At 60.4% G+C, this 16,655-nt stretch carries 11 protein-coding genes; 4 read left to right on the plus strand and 7 right to left on the minus strand.

The window, feature by feature from the left end:
* Positions 1-146 precede the first annotated feature (146 nt).
* From VSP_RS18175 to VSP_RS18205, 7 genes are all read right to left on the minus strand, one after another.
* Complete coding sequence (locus VSP_RS18175) at positions 147-1,778, minus strand: fucose isomerase (protein ID WP_009962479.1); 1,632 nt, start codon at positions 1,776-1,778, stop codon at positions 147-149.
* Between the two features lie 152 nt (positions 1,779-1,930).
* Positions 1,931-2,881: a dihydrodipicolinate synthase family protein gene (locus VSP_RS18180; RefSeq protein ID WP_009962480.1), complete on the minus strand. Its 951-nt coding sequence runs from the start codon at positions 2,879-2,881 to the stop codon at positions 1,931-1,933.
* 8 nt (positions 2,882-2,889) lie between these two features.
* Positions 2,890-4,185, minus strand: coding sequence for an MFS transporter (locus VSP_RS18185; RefSeq protein WP_009962482.1), 1,296 nt, complete (start codon positions 4,183-4,185; stop codon positions 2,890-2,892).
* 64 nt (positions 4,186-4,249) lie between these two features.
* Positions 4,250-5,401, minus strand: a complete 1,152-nt coding sequence (locus VSP_RS18190) for a sialidase family protein (RefSeq protein WP_044134566.1) — start codon at positions 5,399-5,401, stop codon at positions 4,250-4,252.
* An 82-nt stretch (positions 5,402-5,483) separates the two neighbouring features.
* Positions 5,484-5,951: a nuclear transport factor 2 family protein gene (locus VSP_RS18195; protein WP_156345429.1), complete on the minus strand. Its 468-nt coding sequence runs from the start codon at positions 5,949-5,951 to the stop codon at positions 5,484-5,486.
* 32 nt (positions 5,952-5,983) lie between these two features.
* Positions 5,984-9,004: an exo-alpha-sialidase gene (locus VSP_RS18200; protein WP_009962485.1), complete on the minus strand. Its 3,021-nt coding sequence runs from the start codon at positions 9,002-9,004 to the stop codon at positions 5,984-5,986.
* Between the two features lie 40 nt (positions 9,005-9,044).
* Positions 9,045-9,842 (minus strand): GntR family transcriptional regulator, encoded by a 798-nt coding sequence (locus tag VSP_RS18205; protein WP_009962486.1) that lies wholly within the window; start codon positions 9,840-9,842, stop codon positions 9,045-9,047.
* A 162-nt stretch (positions 9,843-10,004) separates the two neighbouring features.
* Here VSP_RS18205 and VSP_RS18210 point away from each other — a divergent pair, with 162 nt between their 5' ends.
* The 4 genes from VSP_RS18210 (at position 10,005) to VSP_RS18225 (ending at position 16,462) form a co-directional block, all read left to right on the plus strand.
* A complete protein-coding gene (locus tag VSP_RS18210; protein ID WP_009962487.1) occupies positions 10,005-10,463 on the plus strand; it encodes a type III secretion system chaperone in 459 nt (152 codons plus the stop codon).
* A 185-nt stretch (positions 10,464-10,648) separates the two neighbouring features.
* Positions 10,649-12,985: a hypothetical protein gene (locus VSP_RS18215; protein WP_009962489.1), complete on the plus strand. Its 2,337-nt coding sequence runs from the start codon at positions 10,649-10,651 to the stop codon at positions 12,983-12,985.
* 354 nt (positions 12,986-13,339) lie between these two features.
* Entirely contained in the window at positions 13,340-14,953 is a 1,614-nt protein-coding gene (locus tag VSP_RS18220) for a PA14 domain-containing protein (protein ID WP_009962490.1), read from the plus strand.
* A 45-nt stretch (positions 14,954-14,998) separates the two neighbouring features.
* Positions 14,999-16,462, plus strand: a complete 1,464-nt coding sequence (locus tag VSP_RS18225) for a PQQ-dependent sugar dehydrogenase (RefSeq protein WP_009962491.1) — start codon at positions 14,999-15,001, stop codon at positions 16,460-16,462.
* Positions 16,463-16,655 lie beyond the last annotated feature (193 nt).

Below are 16,655 nucleotides of genomic sequence, written 5' to 3' on the forward strand. Positions count from 1 at the left end.
AAACGCCCAAAAACTGGCGCTAGGCAACGCTCATTTTTATAGACAACACCACCGACCACCTGGAAGGCCGACCCATAATACAACGCATCAAGATCGGCGCACTGACCCACTGGCTTACAGAATTACCGGACTACTGAATCACCGAACTACCATCCCTTCTTGCGAGACCGCCCGCCGCAGACATTCACCTTCATGCCGAGCTCATTGGCAAACGCTGCCTTGGCCAGCAGGCAGGCGTCGGCTGACTTGGCGTCGTCGGCATAGGCCACCTGAATGTGGTTGGCCTGGTGCTTGGCCATCAGCTGATCGCGAGACACGCCATACGTCACAGCGTGCATGATGGGCCACTGTGGCGTGGTGTTCTGCCAGCGCCGTTCGGTCTCCTCCTTCGGCAACTCCACCACCGCGCCACGACCGATGTCCATGTGCAGCGACTCGTCTTCGACATAGATGCGGGACCACACAATCTCACCTGGTTTGGAAATTCCCCGGAGCGTGCTCCCGCCGTTCGGGAAATACATGGGCGGCTGGCGGAAGCCCTCGGCCCCTTTCCACCCCTTGACGAAGTGCGCCGGGGGCGCGGCTCCACTGATCAGCAGCACCCAGACGTAGTCACCGCCAAAGGCCTCGCCCCACCGTATGTCGTGCAAGGTACTTTCCACCGGCTGGCCCAGGGCCTGATGCACCCGGCAGGTCATAAGACCATCCAGCCCCGCGCATTCGTCCACCTCGTTGAAGTGCACCAGCGGCTCGCCTTTATAGAGCACCCGCTTGCCATCACGCGATTTCACCGGCGGGCGGTCGCTGTTGTTGAGGATGCCTTCCACCAGATCGCTCGCCGGAAGCAGATCCTTCAGCCCCTGCTGGTACTGGATGCCGATGGTGTCGCAGCCGAAGTCGTCCGCGAGCCGCACGGCGGAAATGTACATCTGGCATTGCTTCAGCACTTGGGCCTCGGTCAGCTCTGTGGCGTGGTCCTTGCCCAGATGAAATTTCATCCCCTTCTTCACGAGCCACTGGTACACCTCCCGGGCCTCGGTCTCGGAGGTCTGGGTCGTCTCGTGATAGAGGCTGGACTGGCTGAGCCTCTCCTTGAAGACACCGCACGCGTGCAGCGCATGATCTGGGATGATCGCGTTGAACATGCCCATGCAGCCTTCATCGAACACACCCATGATGGCCTTCTGTAGCCGGAGCTCAGCAGCCAGTTGTCCGCCCAGTTGCGCGGACTTCGGCGGCACGGTCACGTCTTCGAGCGGTCGCACGTGGGAGAGATCCTGCTTCACCTTGCCCGTCTTCAGCCAGCGGCGCAGTTCGGTGCGGAAGAATTCGTCTGTGAAGTCCTCGCTCCACAAGGTGGAGTACTCCACACCCGCCTTGGTCAGAGAACCGTTGAGGTTCAGCATGCCCACCAGACCCGGCCACTGACCGGACCAGTTGGCCACCGTGAGAATGGGGCCGCGATGCGTCGTCAGCCCCGCCAGCACATGGTGAGAATACTGCCAGACCGCCTCCGCCACGATGAGCGGTGCATCCGGGTCCACATTGCGGAACACTTCAATCCCCTCGCGCTGGGAAGCGATGAATCCATGCCCCTCATCCTCCTTGTAGGGATGAGCGCGCACCAGGTCGTAGCCTTCTGCCGCCACCGCCGCTGCCAGGGCCTTTTCCATGGCATCCTGCGCAGCCCAGCAAGTCTGGTTGGCCGAGAGCCTCAAGTCCCCGCTCGCCACCAGTTGCACCACCTTCGTCTCAACATTCTTCAAGGCTTTTTTCATAGTCAGAAAATTCAATTCAACGAGCATCCCTGTCCCAATTCTAAAGAGCAATTCCGATAATTCTGTGAATTCTGTCTCAACTTCAGAATCAATGCCACCCTCTGTGTTCCCTGTGCCTCTGCGGTTAATTCCTCATACCCACCTTTCCTCCCCTACACCTCCACCGCCGCAGGCCACGCCCGCTCCCGCGTGATCTCAAACTCCTCCAAGTACGTTCCAACCCGCAGGCGCTCCTCGTCACGGAAGCGGTGAAACGGCTCAGCCAGGAAGTCATCGCAAACCCCCAGCACGCTCAGCGCACACTTCACGCTCTTGATGAAGGCTGAACCGTGGCGGCCCACCTTGTAGATGCTGCTGGAGATCCGCATCACTTGAGCGTGAAGCTCCAACACCCGCGGCACATCCCGCTTCCGCGCCGCCTCATACAGGGCCACGTAGAGTTTTGGGCAGAGATTGGCCCCACCACAAACGCCACCGTGCCCGCCCAGGAGCACGCTCTCCCCGAGCAACTCTTCAGGTCCCACCAACAGACTCCAGTCCGGACGGTGCTCCAGCTCCCGCACGAGTTGGTGGAAATAAACCATGTTGCCCGAGCTGTCCTTCATCCCCACCACGCCGGGCAGGTCCATGGCACGGCGGACAGTGCTCAGCTCAAAAGTCACCTTGGTATGGCTGGGCATGTTGTAGAGGAAGACCGGGAGAGGAAGTTCCGGCACCAAGTCTTCCACATACTCGGTCAATTCCGGCTGGCCAACAGGAAAGTAATAAGGAGCCGAAAGCACCACCGCAGTAGCCCCCTGCTCAGCCGAGTGCTGAGCGAGGTTCACCGATTCCACAAAGGAGGTGTCCGTGATGCCCACCAGCACCGGCACCCGCCCCGCCACCTGCTTGCAGGTGCGCTCCACCATCTCCCGCCGCAGCCGGTAGCTCAGGCTGGGGGCCTCACCGGTGGTGCCCAGGGCAAAGATGCCATGCACTCCGCCTCCCACGAGGTGCTCGATCAAGTTCTCCAACCCCGCCACATCCAGCGTGTCGCGGTCTTTGAGCGGAGTGATGATGGGAGGAATGATGCCGTGGTAGGCGGGTGCAGATGATGTCTTCATGTCGAAATTCAGGGAGCAGCGCCACCGTCGCGCTCAGTGTCGCGGGGGCGGATCAGCAGCACCAGGACGGTGGAAAGCACGCAGATGCCGGCAAAGGTGGAGAAGATGATGTTGAGGCCCACACCGCGATCCCGCATGATGCCAAAGATCCAGTCCGCCATGCCGCCAGCGGTCATGCTCACGAAGTTCATGAACCCATAGCCCGTGGCCCGCTGTTGGGGACCCACGATCTGGGAGAGGATGGGCATGTTGTTGCAGTCAAAGAAGCCCCAGCCAATGCCGAAGAGGATCAGGCCAAAGATGGCCAGACCAAACGAGTGTTGCCCAGGGGCATTGCCGACGCTGAAGAGAGCGGGCACGATGAGCATCATGCCCATGGCGCTCACATAGATGCGTCCCCGCTGAGTACGCCGCATGAGCCGGTCTGCGAGGACCCCAGCCCCCACCGCCGCCACCAGAGCTGCGGCCTGCCAGTAGAGTGCGGCAGAGACCCCGGCATGCCCCTGGCTGATGTTAAACTCCTTCTGCAAAATGGCCGGCATCCAGTCCCGGACCACCCACGCGGCAATGGCCGGCAACGTGAAGTAGAGCACCAGCAGGAGGTAAGAACTGTTCGAGAACAAGGCACCGAGCGCCTTCCCCATTTTCCCAAACTCGCCCGATTTCGAAGGAGCCACTGGGACCCATGCCTCAACTGGTTTGTCTCGCAGCAGCATCAACAGCGGCACGGCGTAGAGCACCCCGACCAGACCCGTGACATCGAATGCAATACGCCACCCCAACGAAGGTGCGTCCGCAACATATCCCGCGAAGCCCCCCACGATCACGCCGCAATAGATGCCCATCTGGTGAATGCTGACCGCTTTCGACCGGGTGAGTACCCCATGATAGTCGGCAATCAAAGCCAGCGCAGCCGGAATATAGAAGGCCTCACTGATGCCCATCAGAGACCGGGCCCAGATCAGTTCCTCGAACGACTGCACATGCCCTGTCCACCAGGTAATCCCCGACCAGACGAACAAGCTCGCGCAGATGGTGTATCGCTTGCTGAATCGGTCGGCAATGTACCCGCCAACCACACTGAAGACGGCATAAACCCACTTGAACTGCGCCAGCATGTGCCCCCAGTTCGCCTCGGACCCCACGCTGGGAATGTCCCGCATGACGGAGACCTTCATGGAGGCGATCATCTGCCGGTCCAGGTAGTTCAAGAGGGCCACAGGAAATAACAGAGCCACCACCGTCCAGGCATAGCGGCTGGTGGTCATGGCGGCGGAAGGCTTGAGAGTGTCGGGATGGCTCATGGACTCGTTCTAACGACTGAGGATCTTCCGCCTCTTGCATGTCATAAAATCTGACAAGTTCAGATCAGGGGGCCAGCACCACGATTTCGCCCCGCTCCAGGCGGTCAATCTCATCCAGGCTGACGGAGACAACCTCAATGCCCCGCTTGCCCCGGGAGTAGGCAATCAGCAAACTCCCATCATGCTCGATGACATGGGGGTACTGCAGGGAAGGCACCTCTGCCACCGGCACGGGCAGTCGCCCCATGCGAGTGAAGGTCACGCCATCCCTGGAAACCGAAAGGCAGAGCGGATAGCGCCCGGCAGGATTGGCGTTGGAAACCAGCACATAGGAGCCTCGAGAGGTGCGAAGACCAAAGAACTTGGAGGTCGCATCGGGGAAGTTCGTGAGCTCTGGCGTGCTCCAGGTGCGCCCATTGTCGCTGGAGAGGGTGCGAAACAGCCGCTTGGAGCCGCCATTGTCGCGAATGATGCCCAGCGACCGGCCATCCGGCAACTGCCACCACTCCGGTTCATCAGGCTTGAAGGCATTTGCCCGGGTACGATCGAACACCGGACGGGACTCCCATTTCAACGGAGACTCCACCCCGCCAATGAGCATGGAGACATTGTTCAGGTGATCCCGCCGCATCATGGCCCACTCACCGGTGGCCAACTTCTGCGGAGGAAAGTTGTTGATGGCGTCGTCAAACATCACGCCTAGTGGCCGCCATGTACCGGAATCAGGCAGCCATTCGAAGGCGAGAAGCTGCAGGCTATTGCCAAAGAAATGCACCTTCCCCATCTCGTTGTAAGCCTCATCATGACTGGCCAGCGCGAGCAGTTTGCCATCCCGTACCCAGAATCCACGAGCGATGTAACGAAAGCCTTCTTTTGACGAGGAGGGCATGATCTCCTGAGGCTCACTCCACTTCACGCCATCCGGGCTGGTGGCATAGCGCACGTGCTGGGTGGGATGATCCTCCACCCGGGGGCCGTGGCTCCACATGCACCAGTACCTGCCGTCATAAAAGGCCAGGTAGTTGTGCAGGCGAAACTGCCAGGCGGCGTCCCCTTGAGTTACCAGAGCACAGGTGCCGGAAAGCTCCGGCAGGAGGTTGTAGTCGATCTTGGCGGGATCGGTGCCAGCCCCCGCCAGATCGAGCATGGGTGGCAGGCCCGAGGGGCCGGGCTCTGCCAGTGCGACACCGGCCATCACCCATGACAGCAGTGCCATGCCCAATCTTCGAGGAAGGACCGGGCGGCGCATGATGTCTTGGATGCTGGCCAGATGCATGGAGGTCTTTCGATCTTGACGATTATTTGGCTGGAGCTTCTGCCGGAGGCAGCTTGCAGGACTGCCAGGCAAGGAACTTCCACTGCCCCTTTTCCTCACGCCAAACGGCGAGGTAGCTCATGGCGAGGTCACTGGTTTCCGCGCCTTTGCCAACCTTCAGATTCACGCGACCGTGCATGAGGGCGATGCCCGGTGCCGGGAACGAGAAGTTCTGGCTCTCATAGTTGAAGCCGAGGTACTTCGTCTTGCCACTGAGCACCAGGTCAATGAGTGATGCCTTGGTATCCACCACTCCGCTGGAGTGGGCATAGTTCAGGTCGTCAGACAGCACCGCTTCCAGCGCCTCCTTGGTGGGGGCTTGCATGGCTTTCACGCGGGCGGCGTCAGCCGCCTTGACCGCCGTGAGTGCGGCGTCATCAGCAGCAGACAGGGATCCGGTGAGCAATGCACCGAGGCAAACAATAGCGGCGAAGAAGGAGGATCGGGTCATGATAGTAGGTAATTTCACAATGCCCAGTCTGCTCACTGAGGCCAGTTGCCGTCAACCAAGTCTTTTGGCTCAAGCTTTGCCGGATCGATCACGGCGTGCTTCACCTTCTCACGCTTCCAGGTGTAGGTGACATGCACCTTGCCATCCGGCGTCTGGATGATCGCCGGGTAGGAATACTCCCCCTTCTCACTCTCCAGCACCAGGGCGGCCTGCCAGGTCACCCCGTCCTTGGAAATGGCCAGATTCAGAGGCGAGCGCCCCTTGGACGTGTGGTTGTAGATCAGCAGGTGCCGTCCGTCCTTCAGTGTCACCGCATCCGTGCCGGAGTTGGGGTTGGGCAGCGAGCCGAGACGAATCGTGCCCCAGGTTTTCCCAAGATCGTTGGATTCGATCTCAAAGACCTTCCCCTGGGCAGAGCGGCCCAGCGCAATGAGCTTGTCACCTCCGGCAAGAAGGACGCTGGGCTGGATGGCGCGAATGGCCTCCCCGTCGTGAAGAGCTGGGGTCGCAGTCCACGTCTTGCCCATGTCGGAGGTCCGCTCAAAATGGACGGCCCATTTGCTGGGCTTGGTGGGAGATTCCGTGCTGGTCGGGCAGAGGATGTCCCCGTTGGCCAGTTGCACCGGCTTGTTCTTGATCGGTCCAAGGATGCCGTCAGGGAGACGCACGGCCTCACCCCAGGTCTTGCCACCGTCCGTGCTGGTGCGCAACATGCCCCACCAGGTTTGCGGAGAAGGTCCCACCTTGTAGAAGAGCCAGAGCGGGCCTTGCTTGGGCTGGAAGAGCACGGGGTTCCAGCAGGGATGGCGCGTGCCGTCTGCCTGCAATCCATTGGCCACTTCCACGGGCTCGCTCCACTTGCCACCGACTTGACGGGACACCCAGATCCCTACATCCGGCTTCCCTTCTGCGGTGCCGCCAAACCATGAGGTGAGGAGCGTGCCGTCTGCAGCCTGGGCAATGGTGGAGGCGTGACAGGACGGGAAAGGTGCCTTGTCATAAATGAACTCACTTGATGTCAGACCAGCCGCAGCCGCCTGAGTCTTCGGGACCGGGGCGGCCGAACCAGGATTCTTCAGGTAGTAGAAATAACCATCCTCCGCTCCACCCAGGAAGTCTGGCACTCCATCCCCATTGAAATCCACCACCGCAGGGCTCACATCATGGCCCTCGATGTTCATGGGCGAGATCAGTCCGCGGTCCTTGAAGTACCACTTGCCATCTGCCGCCGCCGTCTGCTGGACGAAGCTGGCATTGGCCGCATTGATCAGCAAGTCCAGCTTGCCGTCACCATCCCAATCCGTGGCACAGAGCTTGCGACGACCGCTCCCTCCGGCGATCTTTTTGTTCATCCATAGCGGTTCACCCCCACTGGCTTGGAAGAACTTCGGCCCGGCTTCGCCCTCATTGAGCTTGTCAGCAAGCATGACGCGCTGCGGGGCCAGGAGCTTAAGCTCACCGTCCACCTTCGCCCGTTGGAAGAAGGCCAGATACCCCTCCTGATCCAGCATCACCAAGTCCGGCAGACCGTCCTTGTTCCAGTCCACCCCCACCGGGGTGGTGCGCCACTGCGTGAGGAGGGCCTTGCCCTGCGGGCGGAGCCAGCCGTACGCCAGTTCGGGTTGTTTCCCCTTCCACTCCACCGCCACAGGCTTGGCGGCAGCGAGTTTCGGCGCGGTACGGGTGCCGGTGTTTTTGTAGAAGAGCACCTTGCCCCAGATGGAGTTCACCAGCAGGTCCGGCAGGCCGTCCAGATCCCAGTCCACCACGGTCTGGGTGGTGTAGCCCCACTTGGCCTCGCAGGGCCCCTGAATGCTGCCATTCGGTCCGGCCATGATGCGGAGCACCTTGCCACCAGCCTTGAGCAGCTGTGGTTTGTTCCACTTGGGCTTCTCGACGCCTATGCCGCTAAGGTTTTCAATGAACGCAATGTTACCGGCGGTGTTGCCGCTGATGATGTCGATGTCGCCATCGCCATCCCAGTCAAATCCCACCGGTGTGGCCAGGGAGCCGAACTTCACGTCATCCGCCTCCTGCTGGAAATAGCGCGGGGCCAGAAACAACGGCGACTTGTCTTTTTCCTCGAACTTTCCGGTATTCTCCACGAACGCGACGCGACCGTCTTCATCCCCCACGATCAGATCCAGGTCTCCGTCCTTGTCCCAGTCGATCGCCGTGGGAGTGATCATCTCCAGATCCATCTTGAGGTACTTGCCCTCTGCCGTTTTGACTTTTTTGCCGTAGGCGTACTTTGGCTTGTCCCGCGTGCCGGTGTTCTGGAAGTAAGTGAAGCCATCCAGGAATTCACCGCAGAGCAAGTCCAGATCCCCGTCGCCGTCGAAGTCGGCAAAGTTTGGCGAGGGCCAGCCGAAGGTCTCCACCGGTCGATCCATAGCCATCACCTTCACGGGATTGGCATACTTGGGCTGCTCATTCGTGCCCTCATTGCGGGCCACATACACGTACCCGCGAATGGGTCCATTGCACCAGTGACCGTTCTCATCGTAGGCATTGTCCCAGCCGTACTCTGTCCAGTCGCCCACGCCCACAATGACGTCCTGCAGACCGTCGCCATCGTAGTCCACCATGCGCCACATGTTGGCCCGGACCTTGTTGGGATGCACATTGGCGGGCAAATCCAGCTTCGTTCCCTGATCGATGCCCGTCTTGAGGAAATCGGGATGGATCATGCCAGGGCTCATCACCACCGGCTTGCCATCCACGTAGGAGACCTGGACGTTCTGCATCCCCTTGCTGATGCGCCGCCCTGCCTGGAAGACCGGCATCTTGTTCTTGGCCGTGTCCCCAGCCGCATTTTCAAAGAAGTACGTGCCATTGTAGGGCTTGTCTGGGCAGTTCACCACCAGGTCGAGGTCACCATCGCCGTCGAAGTCCATCGGCAACGGCCAGGCCCACAGCCCAACACCCAGGTCCACCTTGAGACCTGGGTTGTTGTATTTGAGGCGTTCCAGGCCGGAAGCGGCCCCTGCACAGAGCAAGGAAAGCCCGGCCGCAAGCACGGGAAGACGTGAGGATACGTGTCTCAGGTTCATGGATTGGTTTTAGGAAACTTGCAAGAATGGCAATAGGGCATCAGGCGGGGCGGCTCCGGCGTCTGGTCGCACCGGGCTTGGCTTGCTTTTCGATGCGGTGAAACTCGGTGAGCAATTCGTCCGGCAATCCCAGCGACATGTCCTGGGTGCCGATCGCAGCGCTCCGCGTGTCATAGTGCTCCAGCGCCTCCTCCATGCTGGCGCGGATGTGCTCGCTCATCAAGCGGCGGGCCTGCTCGCCCTTGCCCGTCTCCACCGCCTGGAGAATCTCCACGTGGTAGCGGTAGGTCTGCTCGATGACCTTGAGGTCATGCTCCTGGCGGGAGGTGGTAAAGATGCGCGCCAGCACCCGGCTGTCCGCCACGATCTTCATCATGCGCCGGTTGCCCGCTGCGCGGATGAGGAGCTGATGGAAGGCCATGTCTGCGGACATCAGTCGTTTCATCATGCCCGCGTCTGGGCGGGTCTTGCCCTTGTGGCGAAGTTCCCCAGCAATGGTCTTGAACTCCGCACACAGCGCGCGAAGGCGGTCGCGGTCCTCGGGCACCAGTTTCCCGGCTGCCTGCGCCACGGCATACGGCTCCAACGCTTCACGCAGTTCGTACAGTTCCACCAAGTCGCGCCGGTCCAGCGCCTTCACCCGGGTGCCAAATCTCGGCACCTGCTCCAGCACCCCCTCCTGCTCAAGGTTGCGAAACGCCTCCCGCACCGGCGTGCGGCTGATGCCCATCTCCTGCGCGACGCTGAGCTCAGAGAGCACATCCCCGGCGGCCCACTCCCCGGAGAGGAGCTTGCGCTGGATGTGATGATAGGCCTTTTCGCTCAGGGAGTCCGTCATGGTGCACTACTGGTATACCAGAGATATACCAACAGTACTTCACCAGGCCAAGCACTCTTTCACGCTTTTCATTTATCTTCTCCGACTTCCTCCTCCACGTGACACCTTTGGCGAAATCCATCAATCCAGTTGCCATCACAGAACATCCGGGGAGGTTGCGGCATGGAGTTCCAACTTCTGTTAGACTACCTTGGGAAGCAACTCGGCCTCGACACCCTGTCGCTCAATGGAAACGGCGTGGCCAGCCTCAAGTTTGGGGATGATCTGGTGGTCCATTTGGAGCCCGACCCCAAGCTGCCCGCAGCCCATCTTTATGCCCCCTTGTGCAAACTGAACGCCGCCACTCGCAACACGTTGCTGGAACCGCTCCTCATTGCCAACGCCTTCGGCAGGGGCACGGCGGGAGCCTTCTTTTCCATCGATGAACCCCAGCAGGAGGTACTGCTAGGCAGAATCTTCGACCTCAACCAGACAGAGCCGGAGGCCCTCTACCGGCACCTCAAGGACCTGGTGAGCGTCCTCGTCATCTGGAGACGTCGGTTGCCCGATCTGCTGGCCAAACAGGATGCGCCCACCGAGTTTCCGCTGACTGAACCTCCAGCGGGGTTCATTCGCGCTTAGTTCCGCGGGCTCGGGAAAAGACATGGGGATAGGGGTCCTCACCGGCCATCGCAGGAGTGGCGACAGGAGAAAGCTTCATTGTCACCCTGCCCATTCTGGCATCCTCGTCACCAAGTTTTAGGTAACCTGCAACGCCGGTTCGGCTAGATGCTCACAACAACGACTCGTCACTCCGCCCCCGCCTCATGAAAGTTGCCGAAGCCACCCTCTCCTTCCAGGCCATGCCCACCCTCAAGGTGGACGGCGAAGTCCGCGCCTTTGCGGAAATCGAAGTGAATGGCGAGAAGTTTCAAGGCGTGGATCTGGGAAACGGCACCTATGCCCGGCTCGCCGACCGCACGGAGGGCCCGTACGACGTTACTCTTTTTCATGGAGAGAGCGACCATGACATCTCCAGCCTCAAGGTCTCTGTGACGGGTGGTGGAGTGAGCCGATTGAAGGATACCGAGGGCACCGAACACCGGTCAAACGTCGTGCACACCCTGGATCACGAGTCCATCATCTTTGGCGACGAATTTCTCGCCAGGTTCCAGCACGAGGCTGCGCACGTGGAGCGCACCGAGTCGCCCGAGATGGATCCTTCTTCCGGCATACAAGGAAGCGATTCACCTCCTGTTCCGCAAGAAGATCCACCCAAGCCCGCCATCGTTCCCCAAGCGGAATGGAAGCCGCCGGTGGGCAAGACAGGAATGTCCAAGTTCTTCTCCGATCTCACCACACCCAAGGAGACTCGCACTACAGAGAAGACCTCTGCCTCATTGCAGGAAGTGGACAAAACCACTCTCGAGATGCTGAAGATGCTGTCCAGCATGCCGAAAGGGTCCGTGGTGAACGCCTCCAAGCACCCCAACTTTGAGGCCTACATGAAGAATATTCACCTTGCCGCGCAACCTGCGGTCAAGCGCGGCATGGACCAGGACACTGCGGCGCAGGAGTCCTTCGCAAAGCAGATAAAATCCCTGAGTTCCACAGAGCTCTCCGCCCTTGCCGAGGCCTTTTCGTCTGGGGTGGAGGGCAGCCCCTTTGCTGGCCCTCTGAAGGACCTCGCGGGCATCATCCACAAGGAGATCAAGTCCCGGCAGGGCAGCTTCGAAACGGAGGCGCGGGCCTGGACCGACTCCCTGAACAATGCACTCGCCGTCCACGAAGGCCGACTTCAAGGAACGTTGGTGGATCGCGAGAACTCCATCCACAAAGTGACAGACTCCCGGGAGTCTGTCTCCCTCGCGTTCCGGGGCCTCATACAGAGCTTCAACCGGGCCATGATGGGAGAGGCAGATCCGGAGAAAGCCCGGGCCATGGTGGCCCGGGTGGTGGGCGGTCTGGGCACGGACGGACGCAAGGTCCTGCTGGAGGCACTTATGGAGCACATCCCCAAAGGCACGCCGCTTCCCTTGATGAAGATGGCTCTCAGGGACGGCCCCTACCCCGAAGTCCTGGACCCCGAGGGAACCATCGCCAAGGCCCAGGCGCGGGTGCGAGAATCCGCCAACAACCATGCGGCCAACATTCAAGCCCAACTGACGGATCTCGCCGCCGAACTGCTCACCGATTTTGGCGAAGATGACTTTGTGGACGACGCCCCGAAGAAGCCCGGCACGCACAAGCAGGAGTTTCTCTCCCACGTCATGCGTTTTCAGGCACTGGTGGACGAATACGAACGATCCAACGGCCAGCTCGGCACCAAGCCCCCGGAGGACTTCGAGAAGTTCAAGGAGTCAATCCGTGACAGGCTTTTTGAACTGGCAATCGACCTCGCCGGTGCGGCAAGCCCGTTGGAAGGTTTCCCGTCCGAGCAAATTCCCCAGTTGGAAAAGGCCCTGGAAAAACTCAAGATCCCCTCTCTGAACGACGCCATCACCGGCACACAAGCCGCCCGGCGGAAAGTGCTGGAGGACAGCTTTCAGGCCAGGCTCTCCCCTGGCATTCAAGCCGGGGTCGCGGGCAACTTTGACGGCATGGTCAAGGGCATGCTGGGCCTCATAGATCAGCGGAACCGGAGCGTGGAGACCGCCCTGGGACTCTCCAGCAATGCCAAGTTTGGCCACCATTTTCACAAAGGGGTCAATGTGGACCTGCTGGGCAGCTTTGCAGATCCCGAACTGAATGTTGCGGTGCGCAGACATTATCTGACGCAGGCCATCGAATCCGGCAACTTGTCCAAGGATGACATGGCTAACCTTCAGCGTGAGATCCAGTCAAACGGCCCCCTCATTGCACTTCTCATCGTGGGTGGCAAAGGCACCCCGGATGATGACGTCCGCTGGGGCCGGCTCACCGCCGAGTGGCTGGTGACGCTGGATCAGGTCCTGGCCGACAAGACCGGCGTTCCCGCCATGAATGTTGAGTTGCAGACTGAAAAGATGAAGCAAGACCCGGGCAAGTTCATGCGGGATCTGTCACCCGCGATGAAACAGGTGTACGAAGACAACTTTGGCTACCGGATCGGTGGCGGCGACACGGTGACCCCACGCACCGACCGGAGCTTTGAGCAAATCATGAAGGGCATCCGGGGTGAGTAGAGCTGGGTGATGTTGCGTTCGCGGTGGATCAATCGAACGAAAAGACGAGCGTGAAAGGCGTGGAGTGGCTGCCTCTGCATTGAACGAGGAAACCAACACTCCCCCGCGCCAATGAAGAACGCGCGTCTCGCATTTGCCCTCCCACGACCATGCGGCCACTGCCGCATTCAGATCATTCCATCCCGCCTTGTGGAAATATGCCACAGCCAATCTCCCACCGATACTTTCATGTCCTAAAGTCCACAAAATATGTCAGTCCAACCATTAAGACTCCGCGGTGCAAATGCGTTTTAGTTCATCTCTTTTTCTCCGCTCCGGCAGAAAAGTACCATCTCGACACGTTTCCCAGCACCCATGCATTTTCGCCCACCTGTACTCACCCTGCTGACGGCCTGCGCCGCGGCTCTTCCCCTTTCGGCCGCCGCGCCCAAGGATGTCGCCGTCACCATCAAGACTCTGCCGGCCCAGATGCGGTATGACACGGAGGCGATCATCGCCGAACCGGGTGCGAAGGTGACCATCACACTGGACAACCTGGACGACCTGCCGCACAACGTCGTGGTCTGCCTGCCGAAGGACGGCGGCGGCAATGACAAGGGCATGGAGGTAGCCCAGGTAGCGTGGAACCTTGGCGAAGCCGGGATGGTGAAGCAATGGATCCCCGAGCACAAGCGTATCATTGCGCACACCAAGATGGTGGATCCTCACCAGAAGGGCAGCATCAGTTTCACCGCGCCGGAGTGGGAAGGCGAGTACCCGTACGTTTGCACATTCCCCGGTCATGCCATGGTCATGAATGGCCTGCTCACCGTGGCCAAGGCGGTGCCTCCGATCCGGAACCTCCACTTCCGCTATTACACGGGCAGCTTCAACAAGTTGCCGGATTTCAGCAAACTCACCCCTCTGGCTGGCGGCCCCCTCCCCGCTGGGAAGTGCGACATCAGCATCAACAAGGAGAAGAACAAGTTCGCCTACGAGTTTGAGGGCATGATCGACTGCCCTAGGGACGGGGAGTACAAGTTCGTAGCCGGTGGGGATGACGGGATTCGCATCTTCATCGACAACAAGGAAGTGATCGAGGCGGACGGGATCCACCCATTCGGCATCAAGGAGAAGAAAATCAAACTCACCAAAGGCGAGCACAAGATCCTGGCCCACTACTTTCAGGGCGGCGGCGAGGCGGAGTTTTACCTCGGCTGGTCCGGGCCGGGATTCAAGGAGACGGCACTCTCCGAGTGGGTGCCCAACACGGATCGTCGTGAAACCGACGAGCAGAAGTACCAGGGCCTCCCTCTGGTGGTGAAGGACGAAGCTCTCATCTACCGGAATTTCATCAAGGGCTCCGGCCCCCGCGGCATCGCTGTGGGCTACCCGGGCGGGGTGAACCTCTGCTGGGATGCCGACCAGATGAACCTGGCGCTCGTGTGGCAGGGTGCCTTCATGGATGCCAAGCGGCATTGGACGGGCCGCGGCGCGGGCGACCAGCCCCCACTGGGCTACGATGTAGCCAGCCTGGGCCAGCAGCGCGCCCTGGGCACGCTGGACTCCGGCTCCGCCCCCTGGGTGGCGGCCTACAAGAAGGACGAATTCCGCAATGCCGACTACCGGTTCCACGGGTATGAGCTGGACGCCAAACGCCAGCCCACCTTCAAGTGGGAGTATCAAGGGGTGAAAGTGGAGGAGTCCTACTTCCCCTCCGGGACCTCCAAAGACGGCAACGCCTCCCTCAAGCGCACCGTGAAATTCGCCAGCCCCGGTGGCAAGAACGGGCTTTATTTCCTCGCCCTCGCCGGCAATGTGGAAGAGAAGGGCCCGGACTTCCTGGTGGACAAGGTGGTGAAGGTGACGGTGGCCGGCGGCGAGCCACTGGTGCGTAAGGACGGCGGGCGGACGGAGGTGCTCCTGCCCGTGGAATTCAAGGACGGCCGGGCAGAATTCACGCTGACCTATGCGTGGAACGCAAAGTAAACCGCACCCTTTCCGTTTCTTCATCGAACCCATTTCGACACGTCCATGAAAACTTTTGCCTTTGCCCTTGCAGCACTGCTGCCCCTGGCGCCCAGCGCCCTTCGCGCCCAGTCCCCTGCTCCGCAGGAGTCTGACTTTTACAAGATCGAGCCCTTCTCCTTCCCTGCGGACATCGTGGCCGAGGTGGGCGCGATCGAACTGCTCCCCGAGCATAAACTCGCTGTCGGCACCCGCCGTGGCGATGTGTACATCGTGGACAACGCCTTCACCACGGATCCCGCCAATGCCAAGTACCAGCACTTTGCCTCCGGCCTCCATGAGGTGCTGGGCCTGGCCTACAAGGACGGCTGGCTCTATGTGACCCAGCGTCCGGAGGTGTCCCGACTCAAGGACAAGGATGGTGACGGCCGCGCCGACATCTTCGAGACGGTGAACGCCGACTGGAACATCACCGGCGATTATCACGAGTACGCCTTTGGCTCTCGTTTTGATCCCAAGGGAAACCTCTGGGTGACCCTCTGTCTCACGGGCTCATTCCACTCCAATGCCCCCTACCGTGGGTGGTGCCTGCGCATCACCCCAGATGGCAAATCCATCCCCACCGCAGCGGGCCTCCGCTCACCTGGCGGAGTGGGTTTCTCGCCGGATGGCACCGCCTATTATGATGACAACCAGGGCGTGTGGAACGGCTCCAGCTCCCTGAAGCCGCTGCTGGTGGGCTCCTTCCACGGGCATCCGGAAACACTGAAGTGGTGGGACAACGCGCTGGGTGAAAAACCCCTGGAAAGCGTGACTGGAACCCGCATCACCCAGGAACGCGAGCGTAATCCGAAGTTCGCCCCACCAGCGGTAATCCTGCCTCATGCCAAGGTGGGAAACTCCCCCACGGCCTGGGACTGGGACGAAAGCGGCAAGTTTGGCCCCTTCACCAAGCAACTTTTCATCACCGACCAGTCCTTCTCGGTGGTGAATCGTGTGACACTGGAAACCGTGAACGGTGTGAAGCAGGGCTGTGTATTCCCTTTCCTGAAGGGTCTGCAAAGCGGCCCCATCGGCGTGCGCATGTCCCCGGATGGCGTGCTCTTTGTGGGCGGGTCCGACCGCGGTTGGGGTGCACGAGGCGGCAAGCCTTTCGACCTGGAGCGCATCACCTGGACGGGCAAGGTTCCGTTTGAGATGCATGAGATCAAGGCCAGCCCGGAAGGGTTCGAGGTGAAATTCACCCAGCCAGTGGATGAAACCACGGCCAAGGACGCCAACAACTACAAGATGCGCGCCTGGACATACATCTGGCAGGCCAGCTATGGCAGCCCTGAGGTGGATGAAGTCCTTCCCAAGGTGGAAGTGGCCTCGGTCTCCGCTGATGGCACAATCGTGAAGCTCAAAGTGACCCCGCTGACGAAGGGCCACGTTCACCAGCTCGATGTCCCGGGCGTGAAGTCCAAGGACGGAGCGCCAGTACTACACCCCGTGGGCTACTACACGCTCAACGAGATCCCCAAGTCCTAGCCCGCAGCGCTGGCTGACCCGCCTTGGCCGTCGCTCCACAAAAGCCCGCTCCGATCCCATCGGGGCGGGTTTTTCTTTCTTTTCAATCCACTCTCTTTTTGTTCGGGCTTGCCATTGTGCCCGAGCAAGTGACAGTATCCAGACGTACCCTTGGGGACGCCGCTCATTTTCTTAAGAAATCTTAAGGAGGCCT

The sequence above is a fragment of the Verrucomicrobium spinosum DSM 4136 = JCM 18804 genome (genome assembly GCF_000172155.1).
GTDB lineage: Bacteria > Verrucomicrobiota > Verrucomicrobiia > Verrucomicrobiales > Verrucomicrobiaceae > Verrucomicrobium > Verrucomicrobium spinosum.